Source organism: Bacillus sp. TE9106W, from assembly GCF_054062215.1.
On sequence record NZ_JBSSFA010000009.1, the window covers coordinates 93412 to 110421 of the forward strand.

12 protein-coding genes and 3 riboswitches are annotated in these 17010 nt (G+C 35.4%); of the genes, 10 read left to right on the top strand and 2 right to left on the bottom strand.

The genetic code is table 11. The features are described from left to right. Nucleotides 1–234: 234 nt before the first annotated feature. The gene (locus ACVWY7_RS17320; protein WP_105989371.1) at nucleotides 235–3096 is read left to right on the top strand and encodes a YhgE/Pip domain-containing protein; all 2862 of its coding nucleotides are present in this window, start codon (nucleotides 235–237) and stop codon (nucleotides 3094–3096) included. 41 nt (nucleotides 3097–3137) lie between these two features. Here the strand turns inward: ACVWY7_RS17320 and topB are convergent, their stop codons facing one another. Beyond that, complete coding sequence (gene topB / locus ACVWY7_RS17325) at nucleotides 3138–5327, bottom strand: DNA topoisomerase III (protein WP_073523203.1); 2190 nt, start codon at nucleotides 5325–5327, stop codon at nucleotides 3138–3140. Nucleotides 5328–5553: 226 nt separating this feature from the next. Then, nucleotides 5554–5663: riboswitch (TPP riboswitch) on the top strand. A 72-nt stretch (nucleotides 5664–5735) separates the two neighbouring features. On the opposite strand from topB, the gene thiM reads away from it, so the two are divergent. Both thiM and thiE read left to right on the top strand, forming a co-directional pair. Continuing rightward, complete coding sequence (gene thiM, locus ACVWY7_RS17330) at nucleotides 5736–6542, top strand: hydroxyethylthiazole kinase (RefSeq protein ID WP_001056088.1); 807 nt, start codon at nucleotides 5736–5738, stop codon at nucleotides 6540–6542. 16 nt (nucleotides 6543–6558) lie between these two features. Further along, nucleotides 6559–7218 carry a thiamine phosphate synthase gene (gene thiE, locus ACVWY7_RS17335; RefSeq protein ID WP_456523874.1) on the top strand — a complete coding sequence of 220 codons (660 nt, stop codon included), beginning with the start codon at nucleotides 6559–6561 and terminating at the stop codon, nucleotides 7216–7218. A 113-nt stretch (nucleotides 7219–7331) separates the two neighbouring features. On the opposite strand, the gene ACVWY7_RS17340 is transcribed toward thiE, so the two are convergent. Continuing rightward, the gene (locus ACVWY7_RS17340) at nucleotides 7332–8645 is read right to left on the bottom strand and encodes an anaerobic C4-dicarboxylate transporter family protein (protein WP_000498695.1); all 1314 of its coding nucleotides are present in this window, start codon (nucleotides 8643–8645) and stop codon (nucleotides 7332–7334) included. Nucleotides 8646–8928: 283 nt separating this feature from the next. After that, a riboswitch (cyclic di-GMP riboswitch) is annotated at nucleotides 8929–9013 on the top strand. Between the two features lie 141 nt (nucleotides 9014–9154). Between ACVWY7_RS17340 and ACVWY7_RS17345 the strand changes: the two genes are divergently transcribed. The 7 genes from ACVWY7_RS17345 to ACVWY7_RS17375 all read left to right on the top strand — a co-directional run bounded on the left by ACVWY7_RS17345 (nucleotide 9155) and on the right by ACVWY7_RS17375 (nucleotide 16653). Further along, entirely contained in the window at nucleotides 9155–10894 is a 1740-nt protein-coding gene (locus ACVWY7_RS17345) for a methyl-accepting chemotaxis protein (protein ID WP_073523196.1), read from the top strand. 61 nt (nucleotides 10895–10955) lie between these two features. Then, a riboswitch (TPP riboswitch) is annotated at nucleotides 10956–11057 on the top strand. A 100-nt stretch (nucleotides 11058–11157) separates the two neighbouring features. Beyond that, entirely contained in the window at nucleotides 11158–11478 is a 321-nt protein-coding gene (locus ACVWY7_RS17350; protein ID WP_000082905.1) for an MTH1187 family thiamine-binding protein, read from the top strand. Then, nucleotides 11450–12223, top strand: coding sequence for an ABC transporter permease (locus ACVWY7_RS17355; RefSeq protein ID WP_001057157.1), 774 nt, complete (start codon nucleotides 11450–11452; stop codon nucleotides 12221–12223). The genes ACVWY7_RS17350 and ACVWY7_RS17355 overlap by 29 nt, the downstream gene beginning before the upstream one ends. After that, nucleotides 12220–13218 carry an ABC transporter substrate-binding protein gene (locus ACVWY7_RS17360; protein ID WP_000715551.1) on the top strand — a complete coding sequence of 333 codons (999 nt, stop codon included), beginning with the start codon at nucleotides 12220–12222 and terminating at the stop codon, nucleotides 13216–13218. Before ACVWY7_RS17355 ends, ACVWY7_RS17360 begins: the two co-directional genes overlap by 4 nt. Continuing rightward, nucleotides 13215–13964: an ABC transporter ATP-binding protein gene (locus ACVWY7_RS17365; protein WP_000016068.1), complete on the top strand. Its 750-nt coding sequence runs from the start codon at nucleotides 13215–13217 to the stop codon at nucleotides 13962–13964. Before ACVWY7_RS17360 ends, ACVWY7_RS17365 begins: the two co-directional genes overlap by 4 nt. A 67-nt stretch (nucleotides 13965–14031) precedes the next feature. Continuing rightward, nucleotides 14032–14805 carry a hypothetical protein gene (locus ACVWY7_RS17370; protein WP_000848341.1) on the top strand — a complete coding sequence of 258 codons (774 nt, stop codon included), beginning with the start codon at nucleotides 14032–14034 and terminating at the stop codon, nucleotides 14803–14805. A gap of 303 nt (nucleotides 14806–15108) precedes the next feature. After that, complete coding sequence (locus ACVWY7_RS17375; RefSeq protein ID WP_456523875.1) at nucleotides 15109–16653, top strand: ABC-F family ATP-binding cassette domain-containing protein; 1545 nt, start codon at nucleotides 15109–15111, stop codon at nucleotides 16651–16653. Nucleotides 16654–17010 lie beyond the last annotated feature (357 nt).

The following is a 17010-nucleotide window of genomic DNA, read 5'->3' on the forward strand; positions in this document are numbered from 1 at the left end:
ATACTTGTATTTTTTATGACATTTCCTATATATTTGTTATTATTGAATGTAAAACCGATTTGGTCATTTTGTATTCATACTTTAACTTACTTCGTTATATAATGTAATAAGTCAAAGGTAATAGGAAAAAATAGTTCGTTTTCGGTTAATCCACGATGTAGAAAGTGATATAATTGCAAAATGTATGTATCATTTTCTAAAGAAGGAAAAATATATAATTAGGTGATAACTTCTATGAAACAAATTTGGCGTATTTATAAGACAGATTTACGGAATGTAGCCAAACATTGGGCTGCAATTGTTATTGTTGTAGGGTTAATGATTTTACCATCGTTATATGCATGGTTTAACATTAAAGCTTCTTGGGATCCGTATGGAAATACAAAAGAGGTTCCCATTGCAGTTTCTAACCAAGATGCAGGCTCTAATTTAAGAGGGAAAGATATTAATATCGGGGACGAGATTGTAGATTCCCTTAAGAAAAACAAAAATCTTGGCTGGAAATTTGTAGATGAAAAACAAGCAATTTACGGAGTTGAACGTGGGGATTACTATGCAAGCATTACAATCCCAAAAGACTTCTCTGAAAAGATTGCAACTGTTCTGGATGAAAATCCACAGAAACCAGAACTTGATTACTATGTAAATGAAAAGGTAAACGCGATTGCACCGAAAATTACAGCAAAAGGTGCATCAGGTATTACAGAAGAAATTAGTAAAAACTTTGTTAAAACAGCGAACGGTGAGATTTTTAAAATCTTCAATGACCTTGGAATCGATTTAGAAACAAACTTACCAAGTATTGAGAAAGTAAAAGATCTTGTATTTAAGTTAGAAGCGCAGTTCCCAGAAATGAATACACTGATGGATAAGGCGTTAGATGATGCGACTCGAGCAGAGGATATTGTGAAAGTGGCGCAGAAAGATTTACCTGTTGTAGAGAGTGTAATAAATGATGGGCAGGAAGCATTGGCGAATTTAGATAAATTCTTTGCAAGACAAGATCAAACATTAAAAAATGCTCCAGGGAAGATAAGAAATGATTTAGTAGTAGCACAAGGCGTTATGGATAGAGCTGCTGCATTTACTGACTTTTTAATGAATCCAGGAGTGGATTTAAACATCCCTGATTTGTCTGGAATGAATGGATTACCAGAATTCCCGGCGAAACCAGATCTTTCTAAGTTGAATAGTGATGGATATAAAAATATAGCACAAAGTATTAATCAAACAGTAAATAATGTTTTAAGTTCATCACGTGCAGGAACAGCTTATGGAAAAAGTGTTGTAAATGGATTGCAAAATGGGCAATTTGATCCAGAACAAGCAAAGAAAGATTTAAATGCGGTATCAGATCAATTACAAGCTCGTACAGAAGGTATTTCGTATCTTATTAATGTATTTACTGAACTTCAAAAATCGGCGACGACTGATTTTGGTCAAAGCTTTTTCCAAGGGCGAGTGGATCGCTTAACTAAGCTGAAAAGCGGTATGGAAAATGCAAACAACGGCATTAAAGATATTGTAAATGTTATTGGCACAGGACAAGAAGTAAAGAAAGATGTAACAGATGTAGCGAATCAAAAATTAGATGCAGCAAATGGATTAATTGATCAAGCTGAAAAAGATTATAATGAAACGTTTGTAGCAGATTATAAAAAAGCAGTTAGCACAGTCGATCAAGCTAAAGTTGATGCAAATGCAGCATATGATAATGCAAAAGCAGATTACGATAAAGTAAAAAATGGTATTGAAGGTGCAAAAGCAGATTTACAAAAGGCGAAAGAAGATGTAAAAAATAGAGGTATTAACGATTTAGATTCAACGAAAGTAGCTTTAAATAGTTTAAATGGTCAATTTCAATCTGGAATCGGTTTAATTGATGATATGATTCCAGTTCTAGAAAGTACAAATAAGGTTTTAGCAGATGTAAATAGTGATAAAAATCTTAATAATGGAATTGCAAAATTAAATAAAGCGAAAAGTAGTCTGCAAAAAGGTGTAGATGCAACGAATAAGGGGATTACACTTCTTAACAATGGACAGAAACCTACAAAAGATGTAATTGAAAGTATTAACAACGCTGCGAAGGGCGGATCAGCTCAATTAACAGATGTATTATCGACGTATGATTCAGAAATTGTACCTAACTTCAATACAGCAATTGCTCGTACAAAAGAGATGTCGAAAAATACAACTCAAATTTTAAATGATGCAGACAAAAAGCTTCCAGATGTTAAAAAATTACTAGAAGATTCATCAAAAGGCTTAGTAGACGGTAGAAAGAAATTAGCAGATATTAAAGCTGAAATGCCAGCTACTGAGAAAAAGATTAAAGAATTAGCAGATAAAATTCGTGATTTTGAATCTGAAGAGGATTTAAAAGACATCATCCGTTTGTTGAAAAACGATGTTGAGAAGCAAAGTGATTACTTTGCAAATCCAGTAAATTTAAAAGAGAATAAATTATTTGCAATGCCGAACTACGGTTCAGCAATGTCACCATTCTATACAGTGCTTGCATTATGGGTAGGCGCATTATTAATGGTTTCGTTATTAACAGTAGAAGTACATGAAGAGGGCGCGAATTATAAGAGCCATGAAATTTACTTCGGACGTTTATTAACATTCTTAACGATAGGTCTTTCACAGGCGTTTATCGTATCGATGGGAGATATATTCTTACTCGGTACGTACGTAGTCGATAAGTTCTGGTTTGTATTATTCAGTTTATTTATAGGTGGAGTATTTGTTTGTATCGTGTACTCACTCGTTTCTATTTTCGGAAACGTAGGGAAATCGATGGCGATCATTTTACTTGTACTGCAAGTAGCAGGATCGGGCGGAACATTCCCAATTCAAATGACACCGGCGTTCTTCCAAGCGATTTATCCGTTCTTACCGTTCACATACGCAATTAGTGCAATTCGTGAAACAGTAGGCGGAATGCTATGGGATATTGTAACGCGAGATTTACTTGTGTTAAGTGCTTTCGTAGTAGTTATGATTGTTGCTGCGTTATTACTGAAAACACCAATTAACAAATCAAGTGAAAAATTTGTTGAGAATGCAAAAGGAAGTAAAATCATTCACTAACATAAAAGGTTCCTACCGATAGAGGTAGGAACCTTTTATGTTTAATCAAATTTTAATTTCTTTAATGCTTCTGCAAATGGGTTATTTAATGGTTCTTCTTCTTTTTTCTGTTGTTTCATATATTTTTGAACGTCACGTTTATCAGCTTTGTTTCCAGATTCTTTTTTACGTCTTTCTTGGAATGTGGATAATTTTTCGCGATAGCCACATTTACATGCAAAGATTTGTCCTGCACCTTCACCACGTAATTCTAACTTCTTCTTACACTGAGGGCAACGAGCGTTTGTTGTACGAGATACATTTTTACGATGACCACATTCACGGTCTTGGCAAACGAGCATCTTTCCTTTTTTGCCGTTTACCTCTAGCATTGGTTTACCGCAGTCTGGACAAGACTTCGTTGAAATGTTGTCATGCTTATATTTTTTATCACTCGATTTAATTTCAGATACAATTTCTTTCGTATAGTTCTTCATTTCTGAAATGAACACTTCTTTTTTCAGTTTACCTTTTGCGATAGCCTCTAGCTTTTGTTCCCATTCACCAGTTAGTGTAGGTGATTTTAATTCTTCTGGTACTAAATCAAGTAACTGACGGCCTTTTGAAGTAATGTGAATATCTTTACCACGTTTTTCAATTAAGAATGAATTGAATAGCTTGTCGATAATATCAGCACGCGTTGCTACAGTACCTAATCCACCAGTTGATTTTAATGTATCAGCAAGTTGTTTATTTTGCGTATCCATATATTTTGTAGGATTCTCCATTGCTGAAAGTAAAGTGGCCTCGTTAAAACGTGCAGGTGCTTTCGTTTGACCTGATGTTTGCATAATTAACTTTACAGTTAATGTATCGCCTTTTTCGATGCGAGGTAAAAGTTGCTCTTTTACGTCATCCATTACATCATCATCTTCAAAGCGGTTTTCATATACTTCTTTCCAGCCGGCATGTAAAATTGTTTTTCCGCGTGCAATGAACGTTTCATTGCCAACTTTTGTACGTAACGTTAGTTGCTCGTATTCGAATGCTGGGGATAAAACAGCTAAGAAACGTTTTACAACTAAATCATAAATTTTACGTTCTTTATCTGTGAAGGTGGAGAAGTTAACGTATCCTTCTGTCGGAATAATTGCGTGATGATCGCTTACCTTACTATCATCAACAAATGATTTATTAGCCTTAATAGGCTTTTGTAATACTTTATGTGCTAAAGGACGGTACTCTCCAACTCCGCACGCCTTTAGACGTTCTGGAAGTGTTCCAACGATATCAGATGAGATATAGCGTGAATCTGTACGAGGGTACGTTAACACTTTATGTTGCTCATACAATTTCTGCATAATGTTTAATGTTTCTTTTGCAGAGTAACCGAACTTTTTATTTGCATCACGTTGCAATTCAGTTAAATCGTAAAGACCAGGAGAGAATGACTTCTTCTGTTTTTTATCAATTTCTAAAACAGTAGCATTATGTTTATCTAAACCTTTTACAATACCATCAATTTTTTCTTTATTAAAACTGCGGCTATTGCCATTTGCATCTTGCCACGTTAGTTTTAATTGATTTGTTGTTTGAGCTTCAATGCCGTAGTAAGTTTGAGCTTTGAAGTTCTTTATTTCATCTTCACGATTAGCGATCATAGCAACAGTAGGTGTTTGCACACGGCCACAGTTAAGCTGGGCATTAAAGCGAGTCGTTAAAGCTCGAGTCGCGTTAAGACCGATATACCAGTCAGCTTCTGAACGTGCGACAGCTGAAGCGTATAAATTGTCATATGCTTTACCTGGTTTTAAATTTGCGAAACCATCTTTAATTGCTTTATCAGTAACAGATGAAATCCATAGACGTTTGATTGGTTTGTTAATTCGAACCTTATCAATAATCCAACGAGCAACCAATTCTCCTTCACGTCCAGCATCTGTTGCTACAATGATTTCATTTACATCTTTTCTAAGAAGCTGACTTTTTACAGCATTAAATTGTTTCCCTGTTTGTTTAATAACAGTTAATTTCAAACGCTCAGGTAGCATCGGTAAATCTTCTAAATTCCACTTTTTATATTTCACATCATAGCTTTCTGGATCAGCTAATGTAACAAGATGACCTAAAGCCCAAGTTACAATATATTTACTACCTTCAAGGTAGCCGTTTCCTTTTTTGTCGCACTTCAGTACACGCGCAATATCTCGTGCAACGGAAGGTTTTTCAGCGATTACAACGCTTTTTGCCATATTAAAAACATCCTTTCAAAATTCCATACGTTAACTATAGCATACATCTTCTCGAGATTCAGTTTCGCTCCATATTTGAACGGTTTTTAGTGGAATGAACAAAGTCCCCACTGATTAAAGTTTCATTTTATTATGCTTATTGTTATATAGGTTGCTTCCATATTAAATAGAAAAGTAAAGAACTTGTTATTTTAATAGAATAAGAGTAGACTTTGAAGTAGATGAATAATAAGCACATGGGAGTTTGTGGATGCAAACTGAGAGTATGACTATTCCGTCATTGACCATTTGAACCTGTTGGATAATGCCAGCGTAGGGAGAGTGTAAAAGCACATGTTCAGGCACTTTGCGTACGCGCAAAGTGCCTTTTTGTGTATCTCCCATCACTATAGTTAGGAGATGAGAAGGATGAATATGAAAGAAATTAGCAAAGTAGTGGATTTGGTGAGAGAATCTAATCCGCTCGTTCATAATATTACAAATGTTGTTGTAACAAATTTTACAGCTAACGGTTTATTAGCATTAGGGGCATCGCCTGTAATGGCGTATGCAAAAGAAGAAGTAGCAGAAATGGCTAGCATTGCTGGAGCGTTAGTATTAAATATGGGGACACTTCGTCCTGATGAGGTAGAAGCGATGTTACTTGCTGGTAAGTCGGCTAATACGAATGATGTACCGGTACTGTTTGATCCGGTTGGCGCAGGGGCAACTTTGTATCGAACAGAAGTTGCGAGACATATTCCGGCTGAAATCGAATTAGCAATTATTCGCGGAAATGCAGCTGAAATAGCGAACGTTATTAATGAAAAATGGGAAATTAAAGGGGTAGACGCTGGTGCTGGAAATGGTAATGTCGTAAGTATTGCAAAGCAGGCAGCAGATGAACTAAATACAGTTGCGGTGATTACTGGAAAAGAAGATGTTGTTACAGATGGAGAGCGAACTATTGTTATTCGAAATGGTCACTCTATTTTAACGACAGTTACGGGAACTGGTTGTTTACTAACTTCTGTAATAGGAGCATTTGTAGCGGTAGAAAAGGATTATGTAAAGGCTGCAGTAGCGGCATTAACGTTTTATGGTGTAGCCGCGGAACTAGCAGCTGCTAAGACAGTAGAAAAAGGACCTGGTAGTTTCCAAATTGAATTTTTAAATCAGTTAGCCAATACGACTTCGAGTGATATAGAAAAGTATGGGAAGATTGAGGTTATATAGTAAGGAGGGAAAATAAATGTCACGTATTTCAAAGGCAGAAATGTCTAAGTTATTATCAGTATATTTTATTATGGGAAGTAACAATTGTACGAAGGATCCACTGCAAGTATTGAGAGAGGCACTTGAAGGCGGTATAACAATTTTTCAATTTCGTGAAAAGGGAGAAGGGGCTTTAACGGGAGAAGAACGTATTTGTTTCGCAAAAGAATTACAAGCAATTTGTAAGGAATACGGTGTACCATTCATCGTAAATGATGATGTGGAACTAGCCCTCGAGTTAGATGCAGATGGCGTGCATGTTGGGCAAGATGATGAAGGAATTACCTCTGTTCGTGAAAAAATGGGGGATAAAATTGTTGGTGTATCTACCCATACAATTGAAGAAGCACGCTGGGCAATTGAAAACGGAGCTAATTATTTAGGAGTTGGCCCAATTTTTCCGACGAGTACGAAAAAGGATACGAAAGCGGTGCAAGGAACGAAAGGTTTAGCTCATTTTAGAGAGCAAGGAATTACAATACCGATTGTTGGGATTGGTGGCATTTCAATTGAAAATACAGCTTCGGTTATAGAAGCAGGTGCGGATGGTGTTTCAGTTATTTCTGCGATTAGTTTAGCGGAATCTGCCTATGAAAGTACGAAGAAATTAGTAGAGGAAGTAAGTAGGAGTTTGTAGGAAAAGGGAACTTCACAAAAATAGTAAAGAACAGAATGGACGATTAAAAATATTTAAACAAACGTTTGATTAAAAAAACACAACCCCTTTAAGATTAAGGGTTGTGCTTTTCTTTAAAACATAATTGAAATTAAGAGCATTCCAATTCCGATAGAAGTGAATGTTGCGATTAGGCCTGGAATCATAAAGCTATGATTTAAAACATATTTACCAATGCCAGTTGTACCAGTACGATCAAAGTTAATGGCAGCAACGATTGTTCCATAGTTTGGAATGAAGAAGTATCCATTTACTGCAGGGAACATCGCGATCAGGAGTGCTGGTGGAATACCGAGTGATAATCCAAGAGGCATTAAAGCGCGTACTGTCGCTGCTTGGCTATATAGTAAAATAGATAGAATGAATAATGCGATGGCAAATAGCCATGGCGCACTTGTTACTAGATGCTGAATTGATCCTTGAATCATATTTAAGTTTCCGTTAAAGAAAGTATCTCCCATCCAAGCGATACCGAAAATAGCAACAACTGCTGTTGCCCCCGCTTTAAAGACGTTACCAGACACGATGCTTTCTACATTTGGTTTACAGAAAATAATAATAAGAGCTGCGATCGTTAACATAACCATTTCAATTGTGTTTGGCATGGAAAGACGGGCTAACTTCCCATCAACTATCCATCCTGGACGAAGTGCTTCAAATGAACCGAGAAGTACGACAAGGAAAGTTCCTACTAAGAAAAGGATAACTGATAATTTAGCGCCTTTTACACCAACAAATTCTTTTTTCTCTTCAATCTTAGGAATCATTCCTTCTTTTAATCGTTTTAAGTATTCAGGGTCTTCATTTAATTCTTTCCCCATTTTGCTAGCAACAAATGCAGCTATCATACAAGCGATGAAAGTAGAAGGGATACTTACTTTTAAAATATCTAATAAGGTGATTTTATAGTCAGCTAACATTGCTAAAAGTGCAACTGTTGCAGCTGATATAGGACTAGCTGTAATTGCTTGTTGGGAAGCAATTACGGCAATTGACATTGGTCGTTCTGGTCTAATTCCAGATTCGCGAGAGACTTCTGCGATAACAGGAAGTACAGAATAAGCAACGTGACCAGTTCCTGCACAAAGTGTAAATAAATAAGTAACAATTGGAGCAAAGAATGTAATGCGTTTTGGATTTTTTCGTAATGCTTTCTCGGCCAGATGAACAAGGTAGTCCATTCCTCCAGCGGCTTGGAGTGCACCAGCAGCTGTAATTACTGCTAAAATCATAAGCATGACATCAATAGGAGGAGCTGTAGGTTGTAAGTGGAAGACGAAAACAAGTATTGCCATACCAACGCCACCCATTACTCCTAGACCAACTCCGCCTAGACGTGCGCCAATAAAAATGCAGAGTAGTAACGTAAGAAATTGTAGCCAAAACATGATAAACTACCTCCGAAATTCATTAGTTAAGATATATTCGAATAATTTAATTTAAAAGAAAATTAAAATAAATACTCAAAACAATCCTTGTGTTATATACATTTTTTATTATATAACACAAGAAATGTAACATTCACGTACTTTGTTAAATTATTTCGAAAAAATAATACATCCAAATTTTACATTTGTATCTCTAAATAGGTGGACATTTTAATTTTTATGTTGTAATCTTTGATAGAGAATAATGTAATTCTCATAGAACTCCCATATCGTTCAACTCGTTCAGCGAGAAAGGCAAACTGATGGAAACATTAGGACGCAAAACTACAGGAGCTAAGGCCGAAAGGCTACGCTAGCCAGTTACCGGACGGATAGGGTTGGTCTTGACCAATGCTTTTTCATTGGTCTTTTTTTATTTGCAAACAAATGAGAAACCTTATCAGTTGTTGATAAGGTTTTTATTTTAATAGTTTTCCTTTATATTAAGTTAATTAAGAAAGGTGATGTTGATGAAAAAATATTGGCACAAGCTATCATTTCTTCAAAAGAATGTATTGTTAACTGTGTTAGTTATTTTGACGCTTGTTGGTACTATGGGAGCGTTAAGTTTTAACATGTTTCAAAATAGCATGATGTCTATATTTGAAAGGCATTCTTTTGAAACAGGAGATACGGTATTACATAAATTAGACGAAGAAATAGTGAGAGATGTTACAAAAGACCCATTGGCACAAAGAGAAAAGAGAGAGAAGTTAACAGAGAAATTAGATGAAGCAACGGAAGAATTGAATAGTGTTGGACAAACGTATATTGTTGGAGCAAAAAAAAATGAAAAAGGTGAGTTACTAATCGTCGACTTGTCTACAGACTTAGCAAATGTTGTTGAAGTAAGGCCGGGAGAATATTATAAACAACCAGATCTTTGGATGGAAGCATACGATAAGGTAATGAGCACGAAAAAAGCAAACATGACAGTAGTATATGAAGATCTATTAGGAACATGGGTAACGATATTAGAGCCAATTACAGATGGAGAAGGAAATATTGTGGCAATTGTTGCAGCCGATGTAGATGCCTCTATTGTTCCTAGTACAAAGGAAAAGTTCATTATACAAGGTTTAATGTTTATTTGTATTTCTGTTTTAATTGCAACTGTTATTCAATTCTTAATTGTACGTAATGCACTTGCTCCATTGCGAGATTTACGTGAAGGATTGCGCAGAGTTGGTGAAGGTGATTTAAATATTAAATTAGAGGAAAGATCAGATGATATTGGTATTATTAATTCTTATTTTAATAATACCATCGAGAAGTTTAAAGGAATTATAGATAAAGTGAAGCAGACAGCAGAACAGGTTTCCTCATCTTCACAAGAATTGTCAGTGAGTACGAAAGAGAATAGTATGGCAGTTCAAGAAATCGTAAGTTCTATGGTTGAGTTAAGAGCTGGCGCTCAGTTACAAGAAACTTCAGTACCACAGTATTTAGGTATTGTATATGAAGTGGAAGATAAGATGGAAGAGATAACGAATGCGGCAAAACAAATGGAGAAAGTGTCTGAAGGTATAGAGCATCAGTCAGTTAAAGGAAACGGTGTTACTAAACAGGCAATTAATCAAATGAATATAATACAAAATGCAGTACAAGATTTATCTTCTATCATTTATTCTTTGGAAGTAAGATCAAAAGAAATTAGTGATATTGTAACTGTAATTACAAGTATTTCAAATCAAACGAATTCGCTAGCTTTACACGCTACTATTGAAGCTTCACGTGCTGAGGAAACTGGAGAGGGATTTGCCGTTGTTGCTGATGAATTGCGTAAATTAGCAGAGCAGACGGAAGCATCAGCAAAAGATATAGCAAATTTAATAGGGGAAACACAAGCTGGTACGGAAGAAGTTGTTGTTTCAATGCGAAAAGCTTCAAAAGAAGTAGAATCTGGGATGAAACTTGTTGAAAGTAATGGTGCTTTCTTTGAGGAAATTTCAAAATCAGCACAATCTGTTACAAATCAAGTTAGAGTTGTTTCTAGCAATTCAAGTGATATATTGCAAAATAGCCAAAATATTGTTCGTGTTGTAAATGAACTATCACTTATCGCAAATATGTATACAAATAGTAGTAGTAATGTTGAAGAAAGTATGAAAGAACAGGAAATGTCTGTACAAGATATTGCTGAATTAGCCAGTTCTTTAAGCTGGCTTTCACAGGAGTTACAAGAGTTAATTGGGGAGTTCAAAAGTTAAATGAAATGATTATACATGCTTTTGTTTGTTCAATAAAATAAATCATGCTACAATGAAAACGAATTAAGGACCGGGGAGCCAATTGGCTGAGAGGATGTAAGCAAACATCGACCCTCAACCTGATCTGGATAATGCCAGCGTAGGGAGTTACTTAAAGTGATGTAGCATATGTTATTCTATAATAACTTGCATACAAGGCTTTCCTACGTAGTAGGAAAGCCTTTTCTTGTTTTAAAATTTAATTTCATAAGGGGGATTTTACTATGTCACAACAAGTTACAATGTCATTTTCAGTAGTACCACAAGCGAAAACAAAAGATGTATATTCTGTTGTTGATAAGGCAATTGAAGTTGTGCAACAATCGGGAGTTCGTTATGAAGTAGGGGCAATGGAAACAACGCTGGAAGGAGAATTAGATGTACTTCTTGATGTCGTTAAATGTGCGCAACAAGCTTGTGTGGATGCTGGAGCTGAAGAAGTGATTACTTCTATTAAAATCCACTATCGTCCAAGCACTGGTGTAACGATAGATGAAAAAGTTTGGAAGTACCGTGATGAATATGCAAAACCAGAAGCAATCTAAAATAATTACAACAATTTGGCTTATCCTTCTCATTGCGATATGGGAAGGATCTGTTTCATTATTTAAAATCGAACCGTGGATTTTACCGAAGCCTTCTGCCATTGTTCAAGAATTAATTGGAATGAAAGATTTACTATTACCGAATACGATGCAAACGCTGCAAGAGGTTATAATTGGACTGTTCTTTGCGATTTTAATTGGGACAAGCATTGCAATTCTTATGGACGTTATCCCTTTATTTCGTATTTTAATAAATCCGTTGCTTGTTATTTCGCAAACGATTCCAATCGTTGTACTTGCACCGTTATTTATTATTTGGTTTGGATATGGAATGCTACCGAAAGTAATGGTAGTCATACTCGTTTGTTTCTTCCCGATTGCGCTTAGCATTTTAGAAGGTTTTCAAACGGTAGATAAAAATATGTTGAAGTTGTTGCAAACGATGAAGGCAACGAAATGGCAAGTTTACCAGAAAGTAAAGTTTCCAGCAGTGCTTCCATATTTTTTCTCAGGTTTAAAAATTGCAGTTACATATAGCGTAATGGGAGCGATTATTGGAGAATGGCTCGGTGCCAGTGAAGGATTAGGAGTTATGCTTACAAGGGCTACGAAATCCTTTTTAACAGCCCGAGTATTTGGTGTTGCAGCGATTATTGTAATGGTGACATTATGTCTGTATTTTATCGTAGAGTTTATGGCAAGAATAACAGCACCATGGATATATAGAAAGGACGGCAGAAAATGAAAAAAGGTTTAAAAGTTATGCTAGCTGCCTTATTAGCAGTAGGTGTGGCTGGATGTAATCCGGCGAAGAAAGAAGAAAGTGCAAGTAAAGATCAAAAGGTAAAAGTCGTATTAGATTGGTTTCCAAATACGAATCATACCGGCTTATATGTAGCACAAGCGAAAGATTATTATAAAAAGCAAGGCTTAGATGTAGAAATCATTCAGCCTGGTGATAATGTGACGGCGGAGCAAATGATAGCTTCAGGAAAAGCTGACTTCGCCATAAGCGCACAAGAAAATGTAACGTTGGCTCGTGTGGAAGGTATTCCCGTTGTATCTGTAGGGGCGATTATTCAGCATAACACTTCAGCTTTTGCATCGCTTAAGAAAGATAATATGACGTCACCGAAAGATTTTGAAGGGAAACGTTACGGTGGCTGGGGAGGACCAGCGGAAGAAGCGACATTAAAGACAATTATGGATAAGCACCAAGCTGATTTTAATAAAGTTGAAAAAATCATTTTAGGACAAACAGATTTCTTTAAATCAATTGGTCGTGATGCAGATTTTGAATGGATTTATTATGGATGGGATGGAATTGAAGCGAAGCGCCAAGGAAAAGAGTTAAATACGATTATGGTGAAAGACTTAGATCCAGCGCTTGATTTCTATAGTCCTGTTATGATTACGAGTGAAAAACATACGAAGCAAGATAAAGACTTTGTGAAAAAGTTTATGAGTGCAACGACAGAGGGTTATAATTTCGCAATTAAAGAGCCGAAAGAAGCTGCTGATATTTTAATTAAAGCTGTTCCAGATGTAAATAAAGATTTAGTACAAGAAAGTCAAAAATGGTTAAGTACGAAGTATCAAGATGATGCAAAAGCGTGGGGAGTACAGAAGGAAGAAGTTTGGACGAATTACATGAATTTCTTATATGATAACAAAGTTATTAAGAAGAAAATTGATGTGAAAGATGCCTTTACAAATGAGTTCCTTCCAAGTGAAAAATGAGTGGATTACAAATAAAAGATATTGTGAAATCTTTCGATGGAAAGAATGTATTAGCAAATATTAGTGCTTCTATACGAGAGGGGGAGTTCGTTTCCTTTGTAGGACCAAGTGGTTGCGGGAAGAGCACACTATTAAATATGATCGCAAATGTTGAGAATCCAACAAGTGGAAGTGTAACGTATAACGATAAGCAAATGCAAGAGCAAGATGTTGTAAGTTATATGCCGCAACAGGATTTATTACTACCGTGGCGATCAGCTTTGCAAAATATCGTTCTTCCGTTAGAAATTGAAGGAAAGCCGAAAAAACAAAGGCTGACAGAAGGAATGGAAGCATTAAAGCAGTTTGAACTAGATGAATATGCAGAACATTATCCAGATGAATTGTCTGGTGGTATGCGTCAAAGAATTAGTTTTCTGCGCACATATTTATGTGAAAAGCCAATTATGTTACTTGATGAGCCTTTTGGTAAATTAGATGCTTTTACAAAAATGGAAGTACATAGCTGGCTTCTAAACTCTTGGCACCAAGAGAAGCAAACAATCGTTATGGTTACACACGACTTAGATGAGGCAATCTTGCTTTCGGATCGCGTATTTATTTTATCTCAAAGACCAGCATCAATAGTTGGTGAGGTACAAGTGAAATTACCTAGGCCGAGAACGATGGATATGTTAACATCACTTGAGTTAAAGAAGGATAAGGAAGAAATTCTGAGAGTATTAGCTCCTTATATGAAAAAATAGAAAAAGCCTTTTAACAGTTTTTAGTATAATTACTGTTAAAAGGCTTTTTTTATATAGGGGGAGAAGGATGAAAACTATAGAGAAAATAGTGGATGAATTAACGGCAGATAATCTTGAAGAAAGAAAAGCTGTATTAAAAAATCATATTTTATTAATGAAGTATGGTATGGAACATCATGAATTAAAAGAAGAAGAAATGACAGAAATTTTAAAGTGGGTTCAAGGCCGAGATCAATTGAGAAAAGATGTTCCGGAATTACGTGATTTACATTTAATTAAAAAGTTTCAAGCGGTATTAGATGAATTTATTCATTCTATAATTTTAAATGGTTATGTAGAAGACGCGGTAGAAATTCTAGAGAGTGTATTAAAAAGTATGGGGGCAGTCGCTCATATTGTAAAAGTTATGTTTGTCGGCAAAATGAAAGTTGATAGAAATTCTTTGGAAATGGTAGAGGTGCTAAAACGAGAGTGCTACAATTTAATGGAACAGCGTGCTGTTGTTGGTTTACATGCTCAAATTTTTCACGTTTTAGGTTTTGTCCATTCAATTCAGTTTGATTTAGAAGAAAGATCACAGGAACATGGACGAGTTGTGGTAGGTCTTTTAACGGATTTTAAAACGGATGAATTGAAGTCTGTACAACAATTTCAAACCGAAGACCATATTCCAGAAGTGAAAAGTATGGTGAGTAAAGGATACGGAATAGAATTACAAAGAAGAATTTATATGTGGAAATCGTTAACGTTCATCTTTACAAGTCCATATGCATTAGAAAAGATGTATAAAGAAATTTATGCAGAAAACGATAACATGGGGAAGGAACAAAAGGAAAAGTAGAGAATAGAATATAATAGAGGAGTTTATACTCTTAATATAACAAATGTTAAAGGAGTGAAAGGATAAAATGACTTTATCAACTGTTCTTCAAATGGTTTTAGCTTGATACGGGAGAAGTCTGCCCATTTTTATCGATTAAGCTAAATTGAAGACAGCAGGTAAAGAACCTTAATCCTTTTTTACGATAATATGTAATGGGTAAGGTGTATTCACCTTACCCATTTTTTATGCACAATTAAATAAGGCTTTATACTGTTGCTCTCTCTATTTAGCTTATGAACCATAAGTAAAGGAGAGAAAATAATGAGTATATTAACGGTAGAAAATTTAAGTCATTCGTATGGTGAGAAAACCATTTTATATAATGCATGTTTTCGACTATTGAAGGGCGAGCATGTTGGGGTAGTAGGGGAAAATGGAATCGGAAAATCAACATTGCTAAGGATTTTAACAGGAGAACTTATACATGATGATGGGAATATTGAATGGTTTCCTCATGTGAAGATAGGTTTTTTACAGCAGCATATGGATTTACAAGAAGGGATGACAATTGAGGGATACTTGCAAAGTGCATTTGCTGATTTGTATGCGATTGAATGCGAAATGTTAAAAATTGCTGAAGAAATGAATGGAGCAGGAGAAGTAGAAAAACTGTTAGTAAAGTATGGAGAATTACAAACTATATTGGAAAGCTCTAATTTCTATCACATTCATGCAGAAGTTGAAGAAGTAGCAATCGGTTTAGGTTTATTTGAAATAGGTTTGAAAAAGGATGTATCGAAGTTAAGTGGGGGACAGCGAACAAAGTTATTACTTGGGAAGCTTCTTTTAGAAAAAGCTGATGTTTTATTACTAGATGAGCCAACAAATTATTTAGACACAGCCCATATAGAATGGTTGCAATCGTATTTGAGACTATATGAAAAAGCTTATGTAATCATTTCGCATGACGAATTATTTTTGAACAGTATTACAAATGTTATTTTTCATCTAGAAGGAGGGAAAGTGAAGCGATACGTAGGAAACTATGAAAAGTTTGTACAAAGTTATCAAGTGCAAAAGAAACAATTACAATCGGCGTATGTGAAACAACAAAAAGAAATCTCTCAGTTAGAAACATTTATTCAAAAAAATAAAATTCGTAAAGCGAAACAGGCTAAAAGTCGAGAGAAAGTATTGGAGAAAATGCAAAGGATTGAAAAGATTCATCCTGTACCTCGATCCCGTTTTGATTTCAATGTTTATGAGGAGCCGGTCAGTCGTATATTGCAAGCTGAGAAACTAAGGATAGGTTATAGTGATCCGTTATGCCCAGAGTTGAATTTACAAGTGAAAAAAGGAGAGAAGATAGCGATTATTGGTCATAATGGAATTGGAAAAACGACGATGTTAAAAACATTATTAGGTCAAATTAAGCCGCTAAGCGGTTCAATTTCTGTTGGAGAACGAGTAAATCCTGCGTATTTTGCCCAGGAAGAGTTTGCTTCAGAAACAACACCCTTAGAGAAAGTTTGGGCAGAGCGACCTGATATGACAAAGAAAGAAGTACGGCAAGCGTTAGCAAAGTGTGGATTGAAAGAAGAACACGTATTAAAACCTATTCGTTTATTAAGCGGTGGAGAACAAACGAAAGTACGCTTATGCGAACTTATCGTAACGAAAAGTAATGTTTTAATTTTAGATGAACCAACTAATCATTTGGATATAGAAACAAAGAAGTCTTTGCAGGAAGCGCTACAACGATATAAAGGAACAGTTGTACTTGTATCACATGAGCCTTCTTTTTATGAAGCGTGGATAACAAAAGTGTGGAATATAGAAGAATGGAACGCTGAACAATATGAATAAAGAAAAGGCATTAGCTTGTATAAGCTAATGCCTTTTCTTTGTGATTAACATGATTTTCGAGAACTTTTACATGAGAATTGTATGAAGAAGCACTCTTATGGTGCGCTTATAAGCGTGCTTTTTCTTTTGTTATGTTTATATTTATAATAATACTAGATGCCTTTCCCTAATAGGCGACTATCTTTTTTTATATATGTAGATAGTTTGAAATGGAATGAAAATAATTCCTATATGTAAAGGATAATGTGATTGGTATAGGAAGACAATAGAGCTTAAAGGAAATTCATGTAAAATTCAGATGAACTTCACACGAACTTCATATTGAAAACTAAATATAATTATAATAGGTTATTATAA